This is a genomic window from Pseudomonas sp. A25(2017) (assembly GCF_002001065.1).
Taxonomy (GTDB): Bacteria; Pseudomonadota; Gammaproteobacteria; order Pseudomonadales; family Pseudomonadaceae; genus Aquipseudomonas; species Aquipseudomonas kilonensis.
Window position 1 is genome coordinate 1 of record NZ_MUOA01000065.1, and the last position, 25,943, is coordinate 25,943.

General features: G+C 61.1%; 20 protein-coding genes. 4 read left to right on the plus strand and 16 right to left on the minus strand.

Going from position 1 to position 25,943, the window contains the following annotated elements; translation table 11 throughout:
• Window positions 1–204 precede the first annotated feature (204 nt).
• The 3 genes from fabF to B0E42_RS15825 are packed head-to-tail and all read right to left on the minus strand — an operon-like array spanning window position 205 to window position 5,737.
• A complete protein-coding gene (fabF, locus tag B0E42_RS15815) occupies window positions 205–1,497 on the minus strand; it encodes a beta-ketoacyl-ACP synthase II (protein WP_033062391.1) in 1,293 nt (430 codons plus the stop codon).
• A gap of 53 nt (window positions 1,498–1,550) precedes the next feature.
• On the minus strand, window positions 1,551–4,631 hold the full coding sequence (locus tag B0E42_RS15820) for an efflux RND transporter permease subunit (protein WP_077506802.1): 3,081 nt from the start codon (window positions 4,629–4,631) through the stop codon (window positions 1,551–1,553).
• Complete coding sequence (locus B0E42_RS15825; protein WP_077506840.1) at window positions 4,628–5,737, minus strand: efflux RND transporter periplasmic adaptor subunit; 1,110 nt, start codon at window positions 5,735–5,737, stop codon at window positions 4,628–4,630. Before B0E42_RS15825 ends, B0E42_RS15820 begins: the two co-directional genes overlap by 4 nt.
• 209 nt (window positions 5,738–5,946) lie before the next feature.
• Between B0E42_RS15825 and B0E42_RS15830 the strand changes: the two genes are divergently transcribed.
• Complete coding sequence (locus tag B0E42_RS15830) at window positions 5,947–7,407, plus strand: efflux transporter outer membrane subunit (protein ID WP_077506803.1); 1,461 nt, start codon at window positions 5,947–5,949, stop codon at window positions 7,405–7,407.
• Window positions 7,408–7,471: 64 nt separating this feature from the next.
• Window positions 7,472–8,257, plus strand: a complete 786-nt coding sequence (locus tag B0E42_RS15835; protein WP_053180079.1) for an SDR family oxidoreductase — start codon at window positions 7,472–7,474, stop codon at window positions 8,255–8,257.
• A gap of 67 nt (window positions 8,258–8,324) precedes the next feature.
• Here the strand turns inward: B0E42_RS15835 and B0E42_RS15840 are convergent, their stop codons facing one another.
• From B0E42_RS15840 to B0E42_RS15855, 4 genes are all read right to left on the minus strand, one after another.
• Window positions 8,325–9,596 carry an OmpP1/FadL family transporter gene (locus tag B0E42_RS15840; protein WP_077506804.1) on the minus strand — a complete coding sequence of 424 codons (1,272 nt, stop codon included), beginning with the start codon at window positions 9,594–9,596 and terminating at the stop codon, window positions 8,325–8,327.
• A gap of 43 nt (window positions 9,597–9,639) precedes the next feature.
• A complete protein-coding gene (locus B0E42_RS15845) occupies window positions 9,640–10,452 on the minus strand; it encodes a thioesterase family protein (RefSeq protein WP_077506805.1) in 813 nt (270 codons plus the stop codon).
• Window positions 10,453–10,589: 137 nt separating this feature from the next.
• Complete coding sequence (locus B0E42_RS15850) at window positions 10,590–11,210, minus strand: TetR/AcrR family transcriptional regulator (protein WP_018601471.1); 621 nt, start codon at window positions 11,208–11,210, stop codon at window positions 10,590–10,592.
• Between the two features lie 197 nt (window positions 11,211–11,407).
• A complete protein-coding gene (locus B0E42_RS15855) occupies window positions 11,408–12,286 on the minus strand; it encodes an NAD(P)H-binding protein (RefSeq protein ID WP_053180084.1) in 879 nt (292 codons plus the stop codon).
• Window positions 12,287–12,404: 118 nt separating this feature from the next.
• Here B0E42_RS15855 and B0E42_RS15860 point away from each other — a divergent pair, with 118 nt between their 5' ends.
• Window positions 12,405–13,343: an AraC family transcriptional regulator gene (locus B0E42_RS15860; protein WP_077506806.1), complete on the plus strand. Its 939-nt coding sequence runs from the start codon at window positions 12,405–12,407 to the stop codon at window positions 13,341–13,343.
• Between the two features lie 37 nt (window positions 13,344–13,380).
• On the opposite strand, the gene B0E42_RS15865 is transcribed toward B0E42_RS15860, so the two are convergent.
• Window positions 13,381–13,806 (minus strand): VOC family protein, encoded by a 426-nt coding sequence (locus tag B0E42_RS15865; RefSeq protein ID WP_018601473.1) that lies wholly within the window; start codon window positions 13,804–13,806, stop codon window positions 13,381–13,383.
• Between the two features lie 101 nt (window positions 13,807–13,907).
• Between B0E42_RS15865 and B0E42_RS15870 the strand changes: the two genes are divergently transcribed.
• Window positions 13,908–14,795 carry a LysR substrate-binding domain-containing protein gene (locus B0E42_RS15870; RefSeq protein ID WP_077506807.1) on the plus strand — a complete coding sequence of 296 codons (888 nt, stop codon included), beginning with the start codon at window positions 13,908–13,910 and terminating at the stop codon, window positions 14,793–14,795.
• Between the two features lie 221 nt (window positions 14,796–15,016).
• Here the strand turns inward: B0E42_RS15870 and B0E42_RS15875 are convergent, their stop codons facing one another.
• The 8 genes from B0E42_RS15875 to B0E42_RS15910 are packed head-to-tail and all read right to left on the minus strand — an operon-like array spanning window position 15,017 to window position 25,937.
• On the minus strand, window positions 15,017–16,147 hold the full coding sequence (locus tag B0E42_RS15875; protein ID WP_077506808.1) for an OmpA family protein: 1,131 nt from the start codon (window positions 16,145–16,147) through the stop codon (window positions 15,017–15,019).
• A gap of 45 nt (window positions 16,148–16,192) precedes the next feature.
• Complete coding sequence (gene tssE, locus B0E42_RS15880) at window positions 16,193–16,612, minus strand: type VI secretion system baseplate subunit TssE (protein WP_077506809.1); 420 nt, start codon at window positions 16,610–16,612, stop codon at window positions 16,193–16,195.
• 3 nt (window positions 16,613–16,615) lie between these two features.
• Complete coding sequence (gene tssJ, locus B0E42_RS15885; RefSeq protein ID WP_077506810.1) at window positions 16,616–17,152, minus strand: type VI secretion system lipoprotein TssJ; 537 nt, start codon at window positions 17,150–17,152, stop codon at window positions 16,616–16,618.
• Window positions 17,133–18,230 carry a type VI secretion system baseplate subunit TssG gene (tssG, locus tag B0E42_RS15890; protein ID WP_077506811.1) on the minus strand — a complete coding sequence of 366 codons (1,098 nt, stop codon included), beginning with the start codon at window positions 18,228–18,230 and terminating at the stop codon, window positions 17,133–17,135. Before tssG ends, tssJ begins: the two co-directional genes overlap by 20 nt.
• The gene (tssF, locus tag B0E42_RS15895) at window positions 18,194–19,963 is read right to left on the minus strand and encodes a type VI secretion system baseplate subunit TssF (RefSeq protein WP_077506812.1); all 1,770 of its coding nucleotides are present in this window, start codon (window positions 19,961–19,963) and stop codon (window positions 18,194–18,196) included. The genes tssG and tssF overlap by 37 nt, the downstream gene beginning before the upstream one ends.
• 22 nt (window positions 19,964–19,985) lie before the next feature.
• A complete protein-coding gene (tssA, locus tag B0E42_RS15900; protein ID WP_077506813.1) occupies window positions 19,986–21,563 on the minus strand; it encodes a type VI secretion system protein TssA in 1,578 nt (525 codons plus the stop codon).
• Entirely contained in the window at window positions 21,560–24,961 is a 3,402-nt protein-coding gene (locus B0E42_RS15905; RefSeq protein WP_256578315.1) for an ImcF-related family protein, read from the minus strand. The genes tssA and B0E42_RS15905 overlap by 4 nt, the downstream gene beginning before the upstream one ends.
• Entirely contained in the window at window positions 24,948–25,937 is a 990-nt protein-coding gene (locus tag B0E42_RS15910) for a hypothetical protein (RefSeq protein ID WP_077506842.1), read from the minus strand. Before B0E42_RS15910 ends, B0E42_RS15905 begins: the two co-directional genes overlap by 14 nt.
• Window positions 25,938–25,943 lie beyond the last annotated feature (6 nt).

The window sequence follows — 25,943 nt, forward strand, 5'->3', positions numbered from 1 at the left end:
TGGCTTGTTTGACGTCTACTTCTGCCATCACTTTCTACGGACCTTCGACGTGAATAACCCTGACTACGGCGCATAATGTGTCCACTATGTCCCCGCACAGGTGTCAACCATGTGTCCGGTCCGTACACGCTTTTCGAAAGTGACCCGCCGTCAGGGCGGAACCCTAAGCGGCCGTTACCGCAGCAACGGATATACACACGCCCCCTAAACCTCAGCCCCCCAACGACGAAACAACACGCTGGCATTAACCCCACCAAACCCAAACCCATTGGAAAGCGCATAGGTAATCGGCATCTTCCTGGCCTCCAAGCCAACCAGATCAAGCCCCAATGCAGCCTCATCAGGATGAACCAGGTTCAGGGTAGGCGGAACGATCTGGTCCCGAAGCGCCAACACCGTAAAAATAGCCTCAATACCGCCAGCCGCCCCCAGCAGATGCCCGGTGGCCGACTTGGTGGAGGTGATCGCCACATCGCTATCGCGCCCGAACACCGAGCGAATCGCCGCCAGTTCACCGTTGTCGCCCACCTGGGTAGACGTCGCGTGGGCATTGATATGCTGCACATCGGCCGGGCTGACAGCGGCCTGGCGCAGCGCCTGTTCCATCGCACGCCGAGCGCCGTTGCCGTCTTCCGGGCCCGCCGTCAGATGGTAGGCATCGGCGCTGGTGCCATAACCCACCAGTTCCGCCAGGGGCTTGGCCCCGCGTGCCAGGGCATGTTCCAGCGATTCGATCACCAGCACGCCGGCGCCCTCGGCCATGACAAAGCCATCGCGATCACGGTCGAAGGGACGCGAGGCCTCCTGCGGGCGCTCGGCAAATCCCGTGGACAGCGCGCGAGCCGCCGCGAAGCAGCCCAGGGTGACACGATCGATTGCCGCTTCGGTACCGCCGCACAAGGCGATATCCGCCTCACCGCTCCTGATCAGCCTGGCCGCATCGCCAATGGCCTGCACCCCGGCCGCGCAGGCCGTTACCGGCGCGCCAAGCGGCCCCTTGAAACCATGGCGGATGGAAACGTGCCCCGCCGCCATGTTGGCGAGAAAGGCCGGCGCCGTGAACGGTGACAAGCGACGTGGGCCGCGAGCGTCGGTGGTACGCACGGCATCGGCAATCGCGCCAAAGCCCCCCACGCCCGACGAGATGATAGTGGCAGTCCGCTCCTGGTCGGCCGCTTCGGTCGGATGCCAGTCGGCCTGGGCCAGGGCTTCGTCGGCGGCTACCAGCGCGAACTCGATAAAGCGATCCATCTTCTTGCGATCCTTGGCCGGGATGATGCGCTCCGGGTCGTAACCGGCGATGGCGTCCTCCTCCAACGACGGCACCTGGCCACCCACCGCCACGCCAGTTCCCTCGGTAATGTCGCCAGACAGGATACGAATGCCGGAGCGCCCGGCCAGCAGGCGCTGCCAGACTTCTTCAACGCCACAGCCCAACGGGCCGACAATGCCCACGCCGGTGACGACGATGCGTTTTTGACCTTGGGAAGTCATCATTGAAACCTCTTCATATCTCAGTCGATGTTCACTAAAAAGCACAAATGCGCTGCTTAAACCTGCACAGCTGTCTGAGCCTGCGCTGAAGGGTCAGGACGGATCCTGAACCAGATGGAATACATCGCGGGCAGGAACACCAGCGTCATGATGGTGCCCACGAACGTGCCGCCGATCAGCGTGTAGGCCAGCGTCCCCCAGAACACCGAATGCGTCAGCGGAATGAAAGCCAGGATGGCCGCCAGTGCCGTCAACAGTACCGGGCGGGCCCGTTGCACCGTGGCCTCAATGACCGCATGGAAGGGCTCCAGCCCTTCCTGTTTGTTGTGATGGATCTGCCCGATCAGGATCAGTGTGTTGCGCATCAGGATGCCCGACAGTGCGATCAGTCCGACCAGGGCGTTGATCCCGAACGGCTGCTGGAAGATCAGCAACGTCGGCACCACGCCAATCAGGCCCAGCGGTGCGGTGAGGAACACCATGATCATGGCCGAGATCGAACGCACCTGCACGATGATGATCAGCAGCGTCAGGGCCACCATGATCGGCACCAGCGGCACGATCGCCTTGCCGGCCTTGCCCGACTCCTCGATGGCGCCTGCCTGCTCGATCCGGTAGCCGCTCGGCAGCGTCTCGATGATAGGCTGCAGTGCCTTTATGATCGCGCTCGAGACGTCCGGTGGCTGCAAGCCTTCGGCAATGTCGCCGCGCACGGTCATGGTCGGGGTGCGATCACGGCGACGAAGAATCGGATCCTCCATGCGCACATCGACCTCGCCTACCTGGGACAGCGGAATGCGCTGGCCCGCCGCGCCCACCAGGGTAAACCCTTCGATCCTGGCCGGATCGAGGCGAATGTCACCGGCAGCACGACCGACCACCTGCACCGAACGGATGTCCTCGCGAACCGCCGTGATCGGCACCCCCGTGAGCAGGAACTGCAATTGCTGCGCGACGGCATTTGACGTCAGGCCGACCGCCTGCAAACGATCCTGGTCCAGGGTGAAATGCAACGTCGGCACCAGCGGTCCCCAGTCGGTATTGACGGTTCGCATCAGCGGGCTCGCCTGCATGACATCCTGGACCTGGCCCGCGATCTCGCGCAATGTCGACGGATCCGGCCCCATCACCCGGTAGGCAACCGGAAATGGCGAATAAGGGCCGAACACCAGTTGCGTCACCCGGATCCGCGCCTCTGGGGCGAGCCCCTCGGCAGCCGCCTCGCGGAGACGGAACTTGAGGGTCTCGCGCGCTTCCTGGCTGTCGGTCAATACCACGATCTTGGCGAACGAAGGATCGGGCAGTTCCGGCGCCATTGCCAGGTAGAAGCGCGGCGAGCCCTGGCCGATGTAGGCCGTAACGATTTTTGCCTCGTCCTGTTTTTGCAACCAGGCCTCGACCTTGGCGGTGGTGGCGCTGGTCTGCTCAATGGAGGTGCCATAGGGCATTTGTACTTCGATCAGCACCTCCGGGCGGTCGGAGGTCGGGAAGAACTGTTTCTTCACCAGCCCCATGCCGAGAATCGCCACGACAAATGTCACGATCACGGTGCCGGCCACCCACCATTTGCGCGCGATGACGCGGGTCAGGACCCGGCGAAAACGATTGTAGTGTCGAGTGTTATAGATGGCTGCGTGGCCGCCCTCGACCTGCTTGATGTCCGGCAACAGCTTCACCCCCAGGTAAGGGGTGAAGGCCACCGCCACCACCCAGGAAGCGATCAGGGCAATGCCGACGATCCAGAACATGTTGCTGGTGTACTCGCCAGCGGTCGACTGAGCGAAACCGTTGGGCATGAAGCCGATCGCCGTCACCAGCGTGCCGGAGAGCATCGGTGCGGCCGTATGGCTCCAGGCATACGCGGAGGCCTTGATCCGGTCATAGCCCTCCTCCATCTTCACCACCATCATCTCGATAGCGATGATGGCGTCATCCACCAACAGCCCGAGCGCCAGGATCAGCGAACCCAGGGTGATCCGGTCGAAGTTCTTTCCGGTGGCCGCCATCACCACAAACACTATCGCCAGTGTCAACGGTACGGCGGCGGCGACCACAACGCCTACACGCCAGCCCATGCTGAGAAAGCAAACGAGCATGACAACCAGCAGCGCGACAAAAAACTTGACCATGAACTCGCCGACGGCCGAGTCAATGTTCACGGCTTGATCGGTGACCTTGGTCAACGTCATGCCCAGTGGCATGCCTTCATTGATCTTGGCCGTCTCCGCGTCCAGGGCCTTGCCCAGGTCCAGGCCGTTCCAGCCCTCGCGCATCACGACGCCCAGCAACAGCGCTTCTTCGCCGTTATTGCGCACCAGGAAGGTGGCCGGATCTTCATAGCCACGCTCGACGGTCGCGACGTCCGAGAGCTTGAGTGTGCGACCTTGAATCGCCAGGGGCGTGTCACGAATTTTTGCCAGTTTATCGAAGGCGCCGTCCACCCGCAGGACCACCTGCGGCCCGTTGGTTTCGATGGAACCGGCGGGCGTGAGCAGGTTCTGGCTGTTCAGCGCGGCAAAGATATCCTGGGGCGAAACGCCCAAGGTGGCCAGCCGGTCATGGGAGAAGGACACAAAGATGCGCTCGGCCTGCTCGCCGATGATGTTGACCTTTTTCACACCCGCCACGTGCAACAGGCGCTGACGCAACGCTTCGGCATCACGCACCAGAAGCCGCTGCGGCTCGCCTTTGGCTTTCAGGGCGAACAGCGCGAACGTCACATCGGCAAACTCGTCGTTGACCATCGGCCCAATCACGCCCGCCGGCAACTTGAGTGCTTCGTCCTGGAGCTTCTTGCGCGCCTGATAGAACTCCTCCTGCACTTGCGAAGGTGGCGTGCGATCGACCAGCGACACCATGGTGAACGCCAGGCCCGGACGGGTGTAGGTTTCCGTGCGGTCGTACCACTTCAGTTCTTGCAGGCGCTTTTCAAGCGGCTCGGCAACCTGGTCCTGCATCTCTTGGGCGGTCGCGCCCGGCCATGCCGTGATGACGGTCAACTGCTTGACCGTAAACGGCGGGTCCTCGGCACGCCCCAGCTGGAAGAACGCCAAGGTGCCTGCGACGGCAATCAGAAAAATCAGGAACACGGTAATGGAGCGCTCGCGAACGGCGAGTGCCGACAGGTTGAGGCTCATGGACGGCCCCCGGCAACCTTCACGTCACCCGGTTGAGCCAGCCGCACTTCTTCACCCTCACGCAGCAGATGGGCGCCGAGCCCGACAATCCGCTCGCCCGCATTGAGATTGCCGGAGACTCGCGCAGCGTCATCGCTCAAACCCAGGATTTGCACAGGTCGCCAGGTGACTTTCGCCGGTTCCCCGTCTATGACCCACACGCCGGTGCCGTTGCCCGGGTCAAAAACGGCAGCGATCGGCACTTGCAGCGCCTGCCGTTGCGCACTGTCTTCGGCGATGCGAAGGGTGACAGTCGAACCCAGCGGCGCATTGGCCAGCGCGCCCTCCAGCACATACCGCGCCTCGAAGGTCCGCGTCACGCGGTCAGCCGAATCCGACAGCAGCCTCAGCTTCGCGGTGACCGCCCCCGTGGTAACGCCATAAAGCGTCGCCTGTGCGGTGGAGCCTGCGGCAGGCCGCAAGGTCTCGGGCAATTGCACAACGGCTTCACGCTGCCCTGCCCGCGCCAGTCGAACCACGGTTTGCCCGGGACTGACGACTTGCCCGGGCTCGGCGAGCGTGTCCATCACCACGCCGTCGGCATCGGCGAGCAACACGGCATAGCCAGACGCGTTCTGGGCGACGTCAGCCTGCGCTTGTGCGGCGCTCAGTTGTGCCTTGGCGGTATCGGCAGCGGCTTTGATCTGATCGTAGCCCGATGCAGAAATAGCACCTGCGGCGACCAGGTCGCGATAGCGTGCCTCGTCATCGGCGGTCTGCTTGGCCCGGGCCCGGGCGGCAGCGACCGCCTCTTGTTGGGCTCGCGCCTGCAGCCCCAGGTCGATGGGGTCGAGGCGCATCAACGGCTGCCCCCGTTTGACCGCCTGTCCGCTATCGACCAGGCGCTCAAGCACCTTGCCCGCTACCCGAAAGCCCAGATCGCTCTGGACCCGAGCCGCCACGACACCGGTAAAAGATCGTGAGAGATCAGACGAACCCTGGACTTCAGAGACGCGCACCAAGGGCGCAAGCGTGCGGGGGTCTTTAGCGGTGGATGAGTCGCCACACGCCGTCAGGACGAGAGGCAACAAGCAAACGGCAAAGGTGACAGGTCGAAGCCGGAGCATAGGTTCCCTTTTGGGCAGATAGGACAGGAGCCCCATTCTCAATCTAGTGACTATTACTGTCAATCGTCACCATTCATCACATTGCATTGGTTGCAGCAATGCTTGCCGATTAATAGATCATCTTGCCGCTGCGTCCTACGAGTGTTCATTGACAGATTGTGACCATAATATAATATGGTCACAAACCATCCATGGCTCCAGGAGTCTCAATGTCGCCCCTCCACCCCGCTGCTTTGCTGGTGAGCTTCAGCTTGATGACAGGTTGCACGGTCGGTCCGGACTACCAGCGTCCGGACGCTGCGCTGGCGCATCGTTACCTGGGCCAGGCGTCTGTCGAGCAGAGGTCCGCAGCGACATCGGCCAGCTTCGCCGCATGGTGGGAAGGCTTTGCGGATCCAGTGCTCAGCGACCTCGTTGCCAAGGCACTTGAGCAGAACCTGGACCTGGCGCAGGCATCGGCCCGCGTCACCCAGGCACGGGCAGGCCTGGGTGCTGCAAATGCCGCGTTATTGCCCTCTGGAAACATCAACGGCCAGGCCGCGCGCTCCTACCAATCCGTGGAAACACCCCTTGGCCAAGTGCTGAACTCGACACCTGGATACGATCGGTACGGGAACGCCTACGAACTTAACGTGGGTGCCAGCTGGGAGGTAGACCTGTTTGGGGGCCTGCGCCGCGGACGCGAGGCGGCATTGGCCCAATACCAGGCTTCCGAGGCTGGCGTCGCGGCCACACGACTTGCCATTGCCGCACAGACCGCCGACCTCTACATCACCGCCCGCGGGTTGCAGGCGCGGCTGGACATCGCCAACCAACAAGTCAAGACGCAACAGGGTTTGCTGGAAAAAGTCCAACTGCTCTACAGCAAGGGCCTTGCGGCCAGCTATCAGGTTCACCAGGTCGAGGGCACCCTCTCGCAGGTCCGGGCGACGGTTCCCGTACTGCAGACCGGCCTGGATGCCGCCATGAATGCGCTGGACGTCATGCTTGGCACGCCGCCCGGCACCCATCGCACGCAACTGGCGAATGCACGAAGCATCCCTCTGGCGCCACAGATAACGACCATGGGAACCCCCGCCGATCTGCTGCGCCGCCGACCAGATCTGATCGTGGCCGAGCGCCGTCTTGCCGCCTCCAATGCGCGTATCGGCGAGGCCGTTGCTGAGTACTATCCGAAATTCTCCCTCAGTGCATTGCTGGGCAGTGCCACGGCAGTTTCCGGCGGCAACCTCTTCACCGGCGACGCCAGCCAGGCGGCCGGCGCGCTGGGCCTGCGCTGGAGACTCTTCGACTTTGGCCGCATCAATGCGCAAATCGATCAGGCCAAGGGGCAGGAAGCCGAAGCGCTGGCGGCTTACCGCCAGTCCGTATTGCGCGCCACCGAGGACGTCGAGAACGCCTTCTCCGCGCTGGTGAATCGAGAATCCCAGGCGAGCACCCTCACCCAGGGCGAAACCTCGCTGACGCAGGCCCGCCAATCGTCATTCATCGCCTATCAGAAAGGCACAGCCAGCCTGATCGATGTCCTGAATGCCGACGCGACGCTGCTGCAAGTCTCCGATGCCCGGGCGCAAGCACGCACGGAATCGGCACGGGCGGCGGTGGCAGCATTCAGGGCGCTCGGCGGTGGCTGGCAGCCTTCTGAAACCCAACCGGTGGCGACTCGCTGAGCCGACCCCGTTACACAACACCTGCGGCTCCTTCTCCTTCCGCTCACAACCAGAGAACAACGATATGAAACCGAACGAACGCTCCTGGGTGCTCATCACTGGCGCCTCAAGCGGATTTGGCGAAGAGTTTGCCCGGCAATACGCAGCACAGGGGAAATCGCTCGTCCTGGTAGCGCGCAGGTTGGATAGACTCGAAGCGCTGGCAGCGCAGTTGCGCGAACGCTTCCACATAGAGGTGCTCGTCGAACAAGTAGACCTGTCCTCGATCCCCGCGATCATCGATCTGCACGCGCGACTGAGCGAGCGCAATATCCTGATCGATGTGCTCATCAACAATGCGGGACATGGACTGCAAGGGCCTTTTCTGGATCAGCCTCTGGATCGTTCCCTGGCCATGATTGATCTGGATATCGCCAGCCTGACGGCCCTGACTCACGTCTTCGCGGCAGACATGCGAGCCCGCAAGCGTGGACACATCCTGATGGTCGCCAGCCTGCTGTCTTTTCAAGGCGTGAAGAATTTTGCCGTTTACTCTGCCGCTAAAGCTTACGTGCTGCGCTTCTCTGATGCGTTGCATCGTGAACTCAAAAGCGACGGCGTCATCGTGACGGCACTTTGTCCAGGGATGTCGGATACCGGGTTTGCGCAAAGCGCCAGGCAAACGATTACGCCAGCCTTGAAAATGGTCATGATGCAGCCACAACCCGTGGTCCGCGCAGGCATTCGAGCACTGCAAGCCGGACGATTGAGTGTCGTGCCGGGCTTTGGCAACAAGGCAATGACCGTCCTGACCTGGGCCACGCCGCGTCGGTTTCACCAAGGTCTCATGGCACGCATCATGGGCGCCTGAAAGGATGGCGAAGCGCTCTGAAAGCCGGGAGTCAGCCTATACTCCCGGCCGGTAAAGCGGCACTCGATCAGAAACGATAGCTAACGGAAGTACCCAGGCCGCTCGCGCTGTTCCTGTACTTGGCGCTGTAGGCACCTCTGGCTGGCGAGGTTTCGTTGACCCGTACGCTCTCCTCCCACAGATAGGAATAAGCGACGTCGATCGTGACGTTGTCCACTGGCGTCCAGCCGGCGCCGAAACTGACGATTTTTCGGTCGCCGGTAGGAATACGTGGCCCACGGTTGGTGTTGTTGGCGGGCGACTGGTCGACCGAGAAGCCTGCGCGTAGCACCCACTGGTTATTCAACTGATACGACGTGCCAATGGCGTGAGCCCACGTATCGTGCCAGTTCTGTTCTTCGGTAATAGTGCCCAGCGAGCCGCTCAATAAAGGTGGCAAGCCGGTGTTCTCGATGGTCAACTCCTTGAAGCGACTCCAGCGTGTCCAGGTACTGCCCGCGTACAAGGTCCAATCATTGTCGAGCTGGTGAGTCACCGAGACGTCCACGGACTCCGGGGTGTCCACATCCAGCGAAGCGTCATAGCTCTCGCCGCTGACACCTAACACGCTAAAGATGCCGTTGGTGACCTTGGTCTTGGCGTCCAGGTGGTAGCTGACCTTGGAATGGTAGGTCAATCCCACACGGGTTCGATCCGTCGCCTGCACCAGGATACCGGCGTTGAAACCAAGTGCTGTATCGTCGCCGTTGCTTTTGAGTTTCCCATCATTGCGACCCGGGCTCAGTGGGTTGGGCACTGTGCCGGTTATCTCGCCACTGATACGGTTGACAGTCGGACCGAACCCGATCGAAACCCTGTCATTGAAGGCATAGCTGATGGTGGGCTGGAACGTGAGCGTCGTGACCTCGCTTTTGTTGCCATAGTAGCGCCCGGCAAAGTCGCTGCCGTAATCGGTAATCAAGCCGAACGGCACATAGAAACCCACGCCGAACGCCCAATGTTCATCGATGGGCTTGACGTAGTAACCCATGGGCACGGTGGTCGTGGGCACGACGTCGCCGTCTTCCTGGCCGCCAAAGGTACTGCGGGTCTGGCTGATGTCATTCTTCGCGAAGAGCGTCGCCGCCCCCAGGCTGACCTGCTCTGATTTCAGACGAGACATGCCCGCGGGGTTGCCGAAGACGGTGCTCGCGTCCTCGGCCGAGGACGAGCGACCGGCAAACCCCGATCCCATCCCGCTGATGCTCTGTTCATTGAGGGCAAAACCGCTTGCAAGCGCATGAGAAGTGGCGAACGCAACGGCAAGACCCATAGGGGCCTTGAGCTTTATTTTTTTCATTATTGGAACTCTGGGAGCGGTAGTCTGGTTAGGGTGTTTTGTATCAGGTAAAAATCGCCACCGTTTGGCGCGCCCAAAGCACGCGGCGGCCGCTTTCGTCCCATATCTCCATGTCCTGTAACGAGTACCCTTCCAGCGCCTGCTGGCTGAAAGAGCTGACGAGGAACCATTCGCCGACAGCGGCTGGCTGCGGTAGGTCAATCATCCAGGACGCGGAGCTGATAGCGGCGGGTTCGGTGAAACAGGTCATGGCGGCCGGCGGCAAACTGTCAGCCAGCGCAATCAGGGCAACGGCCGGGTCCACGCCCTGGGCATCCAGATGGCGGACCCACATCAATAATTCGGGACTTTCAGCACCGGACACCGGCAGCGAACCGCCCGCAGGACGCATCTCGAAGTTATAAGCACAGGCCGGAGCAATCTTGCTGTCCAGCGCCAGGGTGGCGTAGTGGGACGGTCCCGCCACAAACGGCCGGCCCCAGGAATCGTGCGTAATCTTGCTCGCCCGGGGCTGGGCGAACAGCAGGATTGTGCGCAACGCAAGGTCATTGCCCGACAGGCAGTCGACGGATACCGAGGTGACTGAGCGTCCTTGGCGCAACACGCTTACATCGAACGTCTGGGCCTGCGTCACCGGGGCGATGAACGACACCTGGGCGGACTTGAACGGAGGAAAGTCGGCTGGACGTTCCCGCAAGACCGCCTGCAGCGACAGCGCTGCCGAAAGCCCGCCAAAGATGGTACGACCTTGCTGCCAGTTGGGCGGAGAAACAAAGGGGGCGTCTGGATCGAATTGCTGCAGCAGTTTGGCAAAGCTCGTCATACCGACGCCCCAGGCTAAGAGCAGATGCGTCATATTTATTCATGTGACCATTTGTGTCAATGGTCACGAACTGGATAAATAAAGGCGAACATCAGTCGCTGGAACGGGAGGTGAATCGGATGGGTAAAGGCGTCGCCTGCAATGGCCTGGGTGCAATCTTCAGCCACAGCTCAAGGCATGAGGCTGCGCAAGATCAGGTTGCAGGTGAGCGTGGGGGCAACCTCGACGTAATCGAGGCTGTACTGCAGCAGCAAGGGATTGACGAAAGGCCGCAGCGCCAGATGGATCGCGTCTACGGTTTCGTCCAATGGCGTCTTGCGTTCGAACTCGCCCAGCTCCCGTCCCTCGCGCACGATTTGCAACACGAAGCTCTTGATCCGAGCGTTATAGACTTGCGAACTGGGCCATTGCTCAGATGCGGAAAACGCCGCAATGTCATAGAGCTTGCGATCATTGAAAAACAGGTTTACGCCTGTGGTAATCAGGGCCTTGACCAGGCGGCGAAAACGCTCCGTCGCTGAAAGCCCGTCTTCGCTGATGGCCTGCTCCACCGCCGCGACGATTTCTGCCAGGCACTGGCTACAGATGGCCTCGCCAATCGCCTGCTTGGAGTCGAAGAACTTGTAGATGTAGGCCTTGGAGAACCCGATGGCCTTGGCCAGGTCGGACACCGTGGTCTTGCCGTAGCCGTATTGACTGAAATGCTCATTGGCCGCCGCGACAATCTGGTTTCGAATGTCGTGATCGGCGGGGCCGCGGGTGCTGGGCGAAAGTATTGAGGGCTGGTTCATGGGAGCAGCTTACGCATCCTGAAGAGGGTTGACAATCCGTGACCAAATTGTAGTTTAGTCATAAACCGCTCAAGACTCATGAATGGCATTCGCATGTATTTGCCTATTTTCCCATCTAGTCTCTGGCCAGACCGATACCTATCGCGGAGAGCCTTATTTCGATATTGGAGAGGATGCAACGACAAAGGCCGAAACATTCAACGCAGTACCGCAGGCTTGAGCACCTCCTCGCACCACTGACGGAAATGAGTCGGCGTGGTCGATTGAGGCGTTCGCAATTGAGCTTTATCGAGCCCATTGTTCTTCGCGACCATCATATCCAGCACACCCTGCGCCATTGCGGGCGACATGCCAGCCCCCAGCAAGCCATCCTTGAAATCGTTGTAGGCCACTTGCTGGAAACGCACAGGTTTGCCCAGCACCTCGGAAATGATTTGCGCCATGTCATTGAACGACACGTCCTCAGGACCCAGTACGGGCACGTCGTCGTAACCGGTCCAGTCTCGGTCCATCAACAGCTTGGCAGCAACTGCGGCGATGTCGCGAGTGGCGCAGGTGGGCAGTTTCAGATCCCCTGACACTGGCGAGTAAAACACCCCCGCGTCTCTGATGGAGTCAACATGGCGCAGGATGTTGTCCATGAACGTCGGCATCGCCAGTGCACGATAATTTACCCCTGTGCTGGCGATGAGATCATCCATCGCCAGAGAGGCTGACACCAGGCCGGCATTACCTGCAACCCCGCGCCCCAGGCCGGAAACACCGACCACATGCCCGACAGCATGGCGCTTGATCGCGCGACAAGCCGCCTGGCTGAAGTCGAGGTAAGCCGCCTCGACACTGAGCGCACGAGGATCAGGGGGAACCAGCCAGAACACTGAGTCGGCGCCTCGAAAAGCACGATCGACAACCTCGTCATCGCTGTGAGAACCCGCAACGACTTCGACGCGTTCCAGAGTATGCGCGGGCAGCCGCGAAGGATCGCGAGCGATCACACGAACCGATGCACGTTCAGCGAGAAGCCGTTCAAGCACTTGGCTACCAATATTACTGGTTGGGGCGGTGACAACTATCATGGTGCACTCCATTCGATAGGCCATATCAACAGGCCTGAGTGCGCCCACAGTAGTCGCGGGTATCGATACGATCTATGCTCCAACGTCTCAAGTTTCTTTGCCATCGTCCGGAATACCCATGGATCCGCTTTCAGACCTCCTCTCGCTCTTCAGGCCACACAGTTACTCCTCCGCGGGGTTGGACGCTGGCGGAGAATGGGCGATTCAGTTCAGCACCTTTGACGCCAACAAATTCAATGCCGTTATTTCCGGCCGGTGTTGGCTGGTCATGGACGGCATTCCCGAGCCTATAAGGCTGGAGACCGGCGATTGCTTCCTGATACCCGCAGGGGGACGACGGTTTCGCCTGGCAAGCGATCTCGCCTTGCCCACCATCGATGCCAACAACCTCTTTCCTGCGACTCGTGCCGACGGCATCGTGACCTACAACGGCGGTGGCGATTGTTTTCTTGCCGGCAGTCGTTTTACGTTAGCCGCCGAACATGCCCAGTTCCTCATGGGCCAGCTCCCGCCTATCGTGCACATTCGCAACAGCTCGGCGCAGGCCGATCTGCGCTGGTCACTGGAGCGGATGCGATACGAATTGCGCGAAAACCAACCAGGAGGTTCGTTACTCGTCAAGCACCTGGCGCACATCATGCTGATTCAGGCCCTGCGAGCGCACCTCGCGCAAGGAGCAACAGAGCATGTCGGTTGGTTTTACGCCTTGGCCGATAGAACCATCGGGACCGCGATCGAAGCCATGCATAGTCAACCCTCCCATCGCTGGACGTTGCAGGCATTAGCCAAGCGCGCCGGACTATCACGGTCCAGCTTTGCTCTCAGGTTCAAGTCGAAGGTCGGCACCTCACCCATGGAATACCTGGGACGTTGGCGAATGCTGCTGGCGGCGGACAAGTTGTTGAATGGCAACGACTCGATATCGTCCATCGCCTTGTCACTCGGTTATGAGTCGGACAGCGCGTTCAGCACCGCTTTCAAACGCATCATGGGGTGTTCGCCCCGGCGCTACGCGGCACGAATGGCCAACCCCGCGCAGAATCAGCCGATCCCTTGACATCAAAAGGCACAACAACATCGTGCCTTTGTTTTGATCATTTTGCGAAAAGCTGGCTCATATCCTTGAACGCCTTGAATTCCAGCGCATTACCGCAAGGATCGAACAGAAACATCGTGGCCTGCTCCCCCACCTGCCCTTTGAAGCGTATGTAAGGCTCGATCACAAACTCGGTGCCAAAGGATTTCAGCCGCTCGGCCAGCGCCTCCCACTCCTGCCAACCCAGAATGATGCCGAAGTGAGGCACCGGCACGTCGTGCCCATCTACCGGGTTGCTGTGGACGCTCTCTTGGGAAGCGGTCTTCGGCTGTTCATGGATCACCAACTGATGGCCATAGAAATTGAAGTCGACCCAGTGGGCGCTGGAGCGGCCCTCTTGCAACCCAAACACCTCGCCATAAAAGGCCCGAGCGCCTGGAAGGTCATAAACAGGGATTGCGAGATGGAAGGGAGAAAGGCTCATCATGGCTCCTGTTGCTTTTGTAAGGACCGGGCCATCGTAAGGCCGGGCTCAAAACAAGAAAAACAATATATTTCTCTCAGTAACACAATTAATATTTGTGAATGATCAAAGAACTCAAGACCCTTATCGCCGTAGCACGGGAAGGTACTTTCGCTGCCGCAGGCAATAAAATCGGCCTCACCCAGGCGGCGGTCAGCGCGCAGATCCAGCGTCTGGAGGCCGAGCTTGGCTTCGAGATTTTCGACCGCAAGGGACGCTCGGCTCATCTCAATCGGATGGGCCATCAAATACTCTTGCAAGCCCAGGAATTGTTGCGCCTTTACGACAATCTTGGCGCGAGTCCTGCCGGGCTTGCACCCAGCGTCCTGGTGAACATTGGCGCTATCGCTTCGGTGCAGCGCTCCTTCCTGCCAGACGCGCTCGCCAGGTTTCACCAGCAATGTCCGCAATGCCGAACGCGGGTCCTTCCTGGCGTATCGATGGAGTTGATCAACCTGGTGGATGCCGGCGAAATCGACATGGCCGCCATCATCCGCCCGCCGTTCTCGCTGCAGAGCGACCTGCGCTGGATGACCCTGGCGCTGGAGCCGTATCGACTGATCGTTCCGAGCACGCTCCCCGGAGACGACTGGGCCGAACTGCTTGGCAGCCAGCCCTTCATTCGTTATGACCGGGCGTCGTTCGGTGGCCGGCAGGTGGACCGCTTCCTGCGCAAGATGCATTTCGCCTTGCATGAAGTCAGCGAGCTGGATGAACTGGAGGCCATCATCAAGCTGGTTGGAAACGGCGTCGGTGTGGCCCTGGTGCCGCAAACCGCGACCCACCGCAAATGGCCAGAGGGTGTGCGCGCCCTCGACCTCGCGGAGCACACCTTCCACCGTGATGTCGGGCTCGTCCATCGGGCTCGACCAAGCCTTGCCGAACCGGCGGAGATACTGGTGCAACTCATTGCGGCGCAAGCCCGGGCCGAGGTGGAGGCAATTCCATAGTTCTACGCACTTACGGAAAATTGCGTCGCATCCAATGCTTCCACCGGTGAGAAGCCGGTTCCCTTCCATCCCATTCCTGTTCTCCTTGGTTATGCGAAACCTTGCATGATGGCTCGCTAGCATAGGCGCAATAAAACGGGCTATACGTTGTTTTTTTGTAGGAATTCAGGCTGATGCCCTACAAAAAACGCGTCCTGTTTTCCAGCCATTACAAGCTCGCCTCACATGGAACGAGCTTCACCTGCGGGCGCGGTAACGGAAACTTCACAAGCCCCCGCTTGGGGCACCAGACGAATATCGACACGCCGATTGGCCATCCGCCCTGCCTCGGTTTCGTTACCTGCAATCGGTTGGCTGGCGGCGAAACCCTGTACGGCAAAGCAATCGGCGGCGATGCTCCCCACACGTTGTATCCATTCGCGCACGGCTGAAGCGCGGGCGTATGACAGTTGTAGGTTCTGCTCGACCGAGCCCGTCGCATCGGTGTGCCCGGCAATGAGGATCAGCCAGCCTGGTTGGGCCTTGATATCGACCAGGGCCTTGACCAGTACGTCGGTCGAGCCAGGTTTAAGCTCCGCACTGCCAGCGTCGAACAGTGACAGGCTGTCCAGACGCACCGGATCGGGCATGGCGACATCTCTCTGAGTCCCGAGTAACCCCGTACGCCAGACGAACCCAACGGCCAGCGCAAGCAGAAGCGCCGATACGCACAGCCACAGCATTAATCGCCTCCTGCCGGTTTTCATGTCCGGCGGCGGCAGGATCACGATAGGCATCGCCAATACCAGTTCCGGCCCTCTGATGGGGAGCAACGCTGTTTCAGCGCTAAAATCGCTCCGTTCCAAGCGCTGGATCAGGTGAGAGATCTGTTGGCGCAGCGTCTGGAGTGTTTTCAACGGCGCGGATGTGCGGCTGACCAACCGTTCATCCAGGCACGTCAGCGCATTGTCCAACTCAAGCAATGTGCGCAGGTTGCAGTTCGCCAATGCCAGGCTACGCAGCAGTGTGTGCAGTTGATCAAACAACCACCCGAGGATATCCAAGCGCACTGACACCGAGGGCGGCCATAAATTCGACCATTGGCCGCTGAGTGTCTTGAGCAACCTGACGCCCTGGACCATGCCATCCAAACCGTGACGCTGACTACGAGCCAACGCATAGAAACTCACGGTTTGCAGTTCCGCCCCGTTCAATTGCAATAGCACAAGACACAACTGCTCGACTTTTTGCCAATCCACATCGGGACAGGCGCGATGGCCCAGTTTGGCCAACTCGTCGCGCAGGGCGGCGAACTCAGCGTAGCCGCGCGGATCTCCGCCGATTCGAACATGCACTTCAAACAGCGCGCTCATCTCGCCTCCTTTCCATTTATCCATTCCCGGCTTCGGCAGGTAGTGCTACCGCTTGAGGTGACGCACCAGGACTTTGCCCTCCAGCCCCAGGGTGGTCCCGAACGTTAACCGTTGCCCCCCTTTCAGTTGCACGTCCAGGGCGCACTCCAAATGCCCTGGCAGTGCCTGGGGCAGCAGCTCGATGGCAATTGCCGTCAACCGTGGTTCGTATTTGAGCAAGGTGTCAGTCATCGCTGCGACCAAGGTATGGGCGGTAGCCGGTAACCCTTGCAGGATCGTCCCCATATCCGGCAGCCCGTAATCTGGCAGATGACTGAGTGTCCCCGACCGGCTGTTGAGGATGCGTCGCAGATTGTCCAGCACCGACAGCGTGTGTTGGTCCTGCTCGCTGACGCGATACAAATCCAGTTCACCGTCGAAATTTTGCAGTAGCATTTCGTAGAGCGATGGGTTGGGCTCGGTCATGGCTCACTCCTTCGCCAAGGGACGCAAGAACAGTTGGTTGTCACCCATCTCGATGAGCCGGGCCCGATCCGGGTCCAACTCATCGCGTGTCAGCATCAGCCGCCAAGTGTCCAGTTGGGCATCAGGGCGACGAAACAAGCCCACCAGCGCGACCACCCGTGCCTGCGGGTCCATCGGCACACTCAACTGCGCCCCTGCTCCGGGTTTCACTACCACGGCACGCTTGTCCAGCAATACACCGTCGAGCAGACCGTCGTCCCCATTCACCAGCCCCTCGTAAGTCGCCCGGTCCAGTGCTTTGCTGTCGCGCAACTGGTACACCCGCACCAGGGTTGGCAGCGACAAGGCGCTCATATCCGCGATATCGGTGTTGAGCGTCGTGCGCGCGTTGAAATCCAGATGCAGGGTTTTCACTTGCTTATAGAAAATCGTCTCGGCGGCGGACGCGGTACCTTCCGTGACGGTCTGAGTCAGTCCACACCCGCCCAGCACTGTGGCGATCACCGTCAGTATCGAAAGATTAAAAAGGGTATGAGACATGCTGTGTTTTCCTGTTTCGAGGATTGGTGGAGAGGCCTTGATAGCGGCCCAGATTGACCGTGAGAGTGTCCTGTTCTTTCGCCGACCAGGTGTCTGCCCCCAAACCCAGCACACCGGTCATGCCCAATCGCAAATGGGGATTTCCCAAGACCGGGGTCGGCAGGCTGCTGACCGCGACAGTCAATTGCAGCGTCGCGTTGCAACGCCATCCCAGGTACACCCGCAGCAGGACCAGCAGGTCGCTGTGCAGCGTTCCGCCGGGCAACCAGTCGTTGGCCTCCGACGCATCGTCGGTGGACAACATCAGGTGCAACTGGCTGTTGACGTCGTGCCCGACATTGCCCAATGGCGTGCCTTCGGACAGGGTCACCGGACGTGATGAGCAAAGACTGGCTGGTTGCGGCAAGGGAATTTTCTGCGGCCAACGCGGGCTGACCCGCGCCTGGGTTTTGCTCGCCAGCAGCTTGACCAACGCCTTAATGCCTTCGGCGTTGCGGGTCGGCAGACGCATGACGCTGAGCAACGCAAGGAAACGCGAGATAGGAGTCGCGACGCGTCGTGTGGTTCCGGGAATGCCCAGCCCGATCAGGCCCAGCAAGCATTGCGACGTCGCATCGGTACCGCCTGCTGCGAAGGTGGCCGGATAGGAATACTTGCGCCAGATCCGGTAGAACTGGGTAAAAATCCGATGATTGAAAATATCGAGGAAGGCCTCCAGAGCCTCATGCCCTTCCCGACGTTGAGCGATGTCATCAACAAATGCCGTCGGCATCGGCGAGTCGACACCGTACAACCCCAGCAGGCGGGTGCGTACCGTCGCCGGACGCTGCGGGTTTTCCTTATCGAGCTCGATCGCTTTCAGCTCGCCGGCTGGGAAGCCCATGCCCGGATCGGGTCGAAAACGCACCGGGTCGTCCGCCGGGCGCGCGGTGCTGCCCAGGAGAGGATTTGCGGGCGACGCTTGTTCCAGCAATTGGCAAAAACGGTACAGGCTGGCCTCGGCCACCCGCTCCTGCAATCGGTTCAGCAAACCGTCGGTGTTCAACCGGGAATACGCTGATTGTGGTTCTCGCTCCATCGCAGGCACGCTCCAGTGGGTTGAAGAATCAGCGTGAGCTGGGTGAATAAATGGATATCGGCGTAGAGCGCAAAGAAGCGGTTGAGCATTTCGCCGAACAGGTTGATATCGCCCTCCCCCGAAAAGCCATTGGCATCCAGGGTGATTTCGATATCCACGCCGCGCAGCAGAAAGCCTTTTTCGAAGCGTTGGACCAAGTGATGACTCACCTCGACGATCGCCGCCAGACGCCGCCGATTCAGCTCGCTGCCCGTCCAGTCATACAATGCCAGCGTTCCGCGTAGCACTTCGGCATTGTCGAGCATCGGCAAGAAGTTGGAGCCCAAGTGGCTGAGGATGCGCCAGTGAAAACGGTCGCGGTTTGGCGGGTAGCAAGGCAACGTCGGTGCACAGAGGTTGCGCACCCGTAGACCGAATTGGGTGAGCTGCACTGTCGTATCTAGCACAGTGCTCTGCAATGCTTTGCGCGGCAGTTGGCCGTGGGTACCGGTCAAGCGTAACGACAGGCGTTTCTGGGTCCGCAACCGATCCTCCTCGAAGCCTTCGCCGCCGAGGATCAGCCAAGTGTCATGCAAACCATTGGCGGCCCGCTTCAAGCGAGTATGGAAATAACGTTCCGGAGCCTCGTCACGCAGCATGCCGCCCTTGTGGCGAAAGCTGCTGAATGGCACGTAGTCCAGGCGCTGCTCTTCCTTCGATGCGGTGACTTCGTCCACCGAATAGATTTCCAGATGACCATCCTGCAAGCGCATGGGCCGCAGCAGGTAATCGGTTTGCAGAGGATCCAGCGCCATAGGATCGGATTCCAGCACGAACAGATTGATCACCGGCACGGCGTGCAGGCGGATATGTTCAGTGCTCAGGTCGAATGTATGAGGCCAGGGCTCGCGCAACACCACTTCGAGTTCGAACCAAGGGGCTCCTGGCTCGATCTCCAGCTGATCCAACCCGCAGAGGGTGACGAACATGAATTTTTCACGGAACGTGAAGTACTCCAGCAGCAGCTGATAGCCGCTGAAAGCGCTGTCACCCTTGGGCCACAGTCGATCTTCGTCAGCAAACCCCTTGACCGCAAAATACCCGTCTACAGGCTTGCGCTCCGACTGGCCGGGCCAGCGTACATACATCGCCTGCTGGTTCAAGGTCAGGGCTTGGTGCAAGGCGCTGGCCAGCGGTGCATCGGCGTTCAGGTACAGCGGCAAGCGGCCCAGGTCGATATGCGCCCAATCAACGGACACGCTACGGGTAAAGCGCAGGCGCAGCAGCGAGCGGCCATTGAGTTCATGGTCACGCTCTACAGCGGTCAGCGCCAGCGGCTGCAGCGTCAGGTCTTGCGTGGTGGTGTAACGGCAGCAAGTGCGCTGCGGCCCAATGGGTTGCGACAGGATCTCGAAACCCTGGGCTATCCGCTCGCTGCGCTTGATCTGCGCGAGATCGGGCACCAGTTCGACGATCGACAGCGACGGAATGGTCCGTAAATAGTGCGGCCACAACAAACTGACCAGACCCTCGGTCAGTTCCGGCAAATCATCGTCGAGTTTTTCACGCAGGCGCCCCATCAGGAAGGCAAAGCCCTCGAACAGGCGTTCGACATAAGGGTCCCGGGCTCCCGGTTTGTCCAGGTTGAGGTGCGCCGCCCGGTCCGGGAACGCCTCGGCGAACTCCTTGCCGGCCTCACGCAGGTAACGCATTTCGGCATCGAAATAGCGCAGTGTCAGATTGTCCATGTCCATAAAGAATCCTGATCAATAGGTGTCAACCGCAAAGCACTGCGGCACGTACCGGATCGATGGCCACCAGGGCCGCCAGCAAACCCTCCATCCGTCGAGCGAGAGCGGGTTTATCGGCGTCATTGCGTTGGGCTTTCAAGCGCAGCAACTTGAGCAGGCGGGCCTTGACCTCAAAAAACAACTCGGGCTCCCACGCGTGCAGGTCGTGGTGCTGTGCGGCGGTATCCAGCTCCCCCAGCAGATGAATCGCCAAGTCAGTTTTGCCAAACTGCTCGGCCACCCGAGCCATCAGCAGACGCAGCAGCCAGCGCTGGCGTCCGGTGTGGATGTCCGGGCGCGCAGCCAGCCAGGCCAACGCGGGTTCCACCCCTTCCCTGTCCGCCTGCGCCAGGGCTTCGCCTTCCAGCGATAAAATGTCGGCATCGACGGTGCTCGGTGCGGGCGATGGAGCCGGCAACCATTGTTGAGGACGATTGCCGATGACGTGCTGGGCGATCCATTCACGGGTGGTCTCATCGGCGAAGGGCGTCCCGTCGCTCCAGCACAACAGCTCCAGCCCCGGCAACCGATCGAGGAGCATGCCTAAATCACGCTGGGTAATATCGGCCCAGCGATCCTGAGGCGCGGGTTGTTTGCTCAGCGCCTGGTACACGTACCACTGCAAGTCCAACCAGAAATGATTCACGCCTTCGGCATAGATCCGTTCCACCTGATCGAGCAACTCACTCCAGCCTTGTTGCAGATACAAACGCTTGAGTTGCGCCCGATGGTCTGCGCGCGGCGGCGCCAAACGGGTGTTGCCATCGGCAGCCTGGGGTGGCGCCTGATGCACCGTGTCCCAGCGCAGGCTCTTCATCAGTCGATGGGCTGCCAACCACCCTTGAGGCTGATCGCGCAAATAACCGGCCAAGGCCCTGCCAGTGTCCAACAGGTCCCGACCGGACCTGATCACTGTGGCCGACGACGTCCCATTCGATTCCTGGCTGGCCGTGTTCTGCGGGACCAATGCCTCCATGCCTCCAGACTGCGCCAGCCGGGCAGAGAGCGCGGCGTACAAAGGCCCCAGGCACGGGCGTTGATCTTGAGACCATGAATCGAGGCCCTGCTCCAGCCAGACCAACGCCGCGACGGTGCGCTCGGCTTCGGCCTTCACCAGCTCCGGATACAGCGACAAGGTATCCAGCACCTTGCTACCGGCCAGCCACTGCAACGCCATCTTGCGACTGTTGGGCCGTACAGGCAGCACCGTCTCGGCGAACCGCTCCACCAAGGCCGCCAGCAGGCTCAGGCCATCGGCCAGCCCCGCCTCACCGTCCCTGTGCAAACGCGCCCACAGGTAATAAGTGGCCACCCGCAGATCCTTACAGGACTTGGTCAGTAGCTTTTCAGCCAGCTGGATCACCCGTTCGGCATCGGCACCGGACAACTTGTCGACTTCTTCGCGCATGTGCTGGAAGTCATCGTCGTAACCAGGGTCGTCGCCCACGGGAGACGCATCGCTGATGGGCTGTAGCCAGGGTTGCCAACGGGGCATTTGTTCACGGGCAATCGACAGTGCGTCGCGCTCGCCCAGGCAGCGGGTGATCAAACTCTGCAGGCTCATTCGAATCGCTCGTTGCGCGCATAGCCCGCCGCTGCTCCGCCCTCGGTGAGAAATACCTGCCCCGGCAACGTAAACCCTCGCAACCTGAGCAACGCCATCGGCCCGGCATCCAGCTCGGTGCGCAGGTGCCAGGTCAAGCCCAGCCCATCTGGGGCCTTGAGCACCATGCGGTAGCGGCTGTCGCCGTCATCCAGTGCGGTGAACGTGGCTTGTTCCAGCAAGCGGATCAGCCCCCAGGTGCCGGCGTAATCCGCGAACAACCGCTCGCCGGTGTGGACGCTGGTCCAGGTCAGGCTCACGCCGGGGTAGTCGCCGCGCCCCGGCCAGCCGAAGCGCTGCCAGCGTTCCTTCTGGTTGAAGTACTCGTGTTTTTCGCCGTTGAGGATGAAGGTGGTCTGCACCACATCGCGCACGCCTTTGCCGCTCAGTTCAAAACTCAAGCCCAGGTTGCCGTCGGTGTAGAGCACGTCGGCCAGGTCGCTCAGTTGATTGACCGCCGCCAAAAACTTGGGATTGACCCGCAAGCCGCGACCATGGCGCGGATCGGCCACCCAGCGGTTGCCCTCCTTGCGCAAGACGCCGCTCAACTGGCTGTGCAGGAAGCGTTCGATGCGCCCCGTGTCTGCGCGGATCATCTGCCCCAGCATCGGCAACGAAGCATCGCTGGCGGTTGCGGCGAACGGATAACGACCGGTGAAGGCCGTGTTCCAATGCGCGACGATCGAGCGTTGCCACTGGCTGTTGAGGCCTGCCGCCGAGGGTTGCAGCACGCGTTGCCAAGCCTGTTCCAGCGGTTGCACGAACAGCGTTTCGCCGATGCCGGCCCATTGCGCGCCGAGGCTGGCGGCCATCAGGCGGCCGTAGGATTGGGTGTCGGTCAGGTCGATGCCGCGGCCTTGGAACACGGTCTGGGCCAAGGCCTGGGTCATTTCCAGCGGGTCGCTGGCGGTGCTGACTTGTTGCAACTTCAGCCGCACGCGGGTTACTTGGGTGAGGTAGGCCTGCAGGCTCAAGCTGTCATTGCCGCCCTTGCCCTCGGGGCCTTTGCCCAGCAGCGCCAACAACGGCCCGAACGTCGCGTCCAGTGGGCCGCTCGGCAGATCGGCCAGTTGATCGATCACCGGTGCCTTGTCCGGCCCGATCAGCTTTTGCGCGGACTTCATCAGCGAGTCGCCCAAGGCCTGACCGCGAGTGCCGGCCTGCCCCTGGTAGGCCAAGGTGTTGATCAGCGCGATCAGCGGCGATTGGCGCACATCGCTCATCAGTGTCAGTTGGTCGATCACCCCATCCAGGCTTTTTGCTTGATTGGCACGCAGGCTATTGAGAAACCCCAGCCAGGCGCTGGCGTAATCCTGAAAATAGCGCTCGGTCAGGCGCGCCTTGAGCACATCGGGGGTCAAGCGGTCATCGACATCGCCGGGTTTGTCGCTGAGCACCCAGTCGATTTCTTCTCGCCGCGCCTGGGTGATTTCATCGATAGCCCGGCGCACCTGGCCCTCCCAGGCCTGGCGAGTGAATACACCCGGTACGCTGGCCTTGCTGGAGAACAACGCGGCGGCCTCGGTGTCGCCGACCATCTGTTGCAGGCCCAGGGCCGGGTAATGCTGCGCGGCTTCGTCGAGCACGCGTTTATACAGGCTGGCCTCGGCGTTGCGTTGGCCCATCTGGTCGAGCAACACCTGGCGCACCTGCGCCACCAAGCGAGGGTCGGCCTCGATGCGCCAGTCCGGGTGCGCGGGCAATTGCTCGGCGTAGAACTGCCAGAGGTTGGGTGCGAAGGTTTGCCAGAGGCCGGGGGAGATACCGTCACGCTCAGGCTCGACGTGGCCCAGGGTCTTGACTAACAGGTCCACTTCGGCTTTTTCCGGGCGCGCCATCATCAGGTAGGCCTTGAGCTGATCGTAGGCGTCACGGGTGCGCTCGGCACGTTCGGGACTGCCCGGCGCGAGCTGGACCAACGCGCTCAATTGCTCGCGCAAGCGGGCCGCCGCCGGGTCGCGGATCAGGCGGTTGTTGGCCTCGACATAACGTGGCCACAGCAGCTCAAGCAATGTTTCATTGCGGTTCAAGCCAAAGCGTTGCTGCCACGGCGCGCCGTGCACGACGCGGTGATCCAGGCGCGCCAACTCGCGGGCCAGTTCGTTCAGCGCGAGCAGTTGTTCTTCTTGTGTTGATGACGCTTGCAAGGCCGTCAACAGCGACTGCACCTGGACGATCTGCGCCCGGTTGCTCACGAAGGAGACCACCGTCCCCGCGATGCCCACCAATGCCAGGCCCATGAACAGCGCATAAGCGACTCGCGGTACGCCCCAGCCCAGGCGAGCGCCGACCGCCTTGTCGCGCTGCACGCCATGCCAGGCCGGATCCGGCCACCAGAAGTGCAGGTTTTCACTGCTGTGGGCCACGGACAGCGGCAGGCTGAACCACAGCCCGCGCAGCAGCACGCCCGGGTTCATCCCACCCCACAACGGCGCCAACGCCTGACGCCAATGGGCAATACCCTCGACCTTCAGATCCCGGGACAGGCGCAGCAGGAAATCGTGGTGCATCTGCTTGTTGACCTGCATCTGCTCCAGCCCCTCATGACGCAAGGGACCGAGCAGGTTGCGCAGGCTCGCTTCCAGCGTCTGCGCCGTGACCGGCGAGCGCAACAAACAGCCCACGGGTTGGGTCTCGCGCCCGTCCTGCGACCATGCGCTGTCGCAGACCTGCCACACATGCAAGGGCAACTGCCGCCGCACCTGCCGCGCCAGGTCGTGCAAGTGCCGCAGCGCCTTGGCCATCGCCGCGTCGTCGCTGCTTTGAGGTTTGTCCAACGCCCAGACCACCCCATCGAACGCCCGCCCACGGCGTAGGGTGAGCCATTGGTTCAGCAGTGGGGTTTCCAACTTTTCCTGAAGGCCGCCGCCCCATAGGAGCACGGTGCGTTCGCCTTCGAGCCATTTCTTTTTTTCCAGTTCGGGGGCGATGGCGGCGATTTGGGTGGGTTCGCCGACGATGAGCAGGAGGCGGACTTTTTGGCGCCAGAGGGGGCCGTATTGGAAGCGTAGGTGTTCGCGGAGCCTGAGCAACTTCTCTTCGTCGTCTTTCGAATCAGGTTGCGGATTCAATCGGGAGGTGGAGGTGCCGCCATGGATGCCCTGCGTGGTCCGCTGCGCCTGGCGTACCGCCAAACGATCCCAGGCCAGCAGAATCGTCGGGCAGAACAAAACGAGCGCCAACCATGCGCCCAGTCCCCACAACACCAATTGCTGGAGCGGTACGGGCGGCCAACCCAGGTGGTGACCAGCCAAGCGATACAGTAGGCAACCGAGTATGACCATGAACGTCATGACCAGGAGGTAGCCCGATCCCAACCCGATCAATGAGCCCTTGGGCTCGCCGTTATTCATTTCCATAAGGCTTTGCCACTCCTATAGCCAATCGTTTGTCCGCATCCCGGCTCAGCCAGCCACAGGGCTGCCCAGCCTCCTTTGCCTGCAACAACGCCAACGACATGCCGATAAACGGCGCCAACTGCGCCAAGGCGCCCCAGTGCCCGGCCAGTTGATGCTCTACCGCCGACCAACCGCCCACGAAGGCCTCCTGGCTGGCCTGATCCATGGCCAGACACGTCGGCGGCGGTGTTTGCAACCCGGCATAACGCTGCATCTGTGCGCAGAGGTCAGCGGGCGGCTCGTTGGTTTCACTCAACAGGTATTCGCCCCGATGCAACAGCTGTTGACCCTGCCGACTCACCAGCCAGACGAAGCCGCCTTCGCCGGGCGGCACTGCTTCTTCGGCGCTCTGCATCGACACCACTCCAGCGCACAGCAGCCAATCGTCCGGCTTACGGCATTCGTGATTGAAGATATCGATCAGTTCGTCCAGGTCAGCCAGGTCCTGCAAGGGCAAGCGCACCTTGGGCGGCGCGGTGCCGTTGTCTTCCAGCATCTTTTCAAAAGCAGCCAGGCCAGCTTCGTCGCCCACCCAGGCAATCGCCCGCAACTTCGGCCAGCGCTCCGATAACGCGTCAAGCCCCAGGACCAACCGGGCCAAGTGTTGCGCCAGCGCCGGAGCGCGTTCGACGGTCTTACCCAGTATCACGGGGCAACGCCGACCGGGCGGCGCCGCATCGGAGGTGGCCGGTGATGGGGGCAAGGGCGTGTTTTCCATCAGGCGTTGGTAATGTTCTTGATCATCCCCAGCCGGCCCCAACAACAGCACCTGTTCCACCGGCAACCCCAGGCTTCGCCAGCGCCACCAGCGTTGTGTGTTGTCATGCTGGGTGCGGCGAAACACATCGCGATTGAACAAGCCGATTTGCCACGGCAATACGCGCAGCGCCAAGGCCAGCGCCCAACCCAGCGGCAACACGGCGCTCCACAACCACAGTTCCAA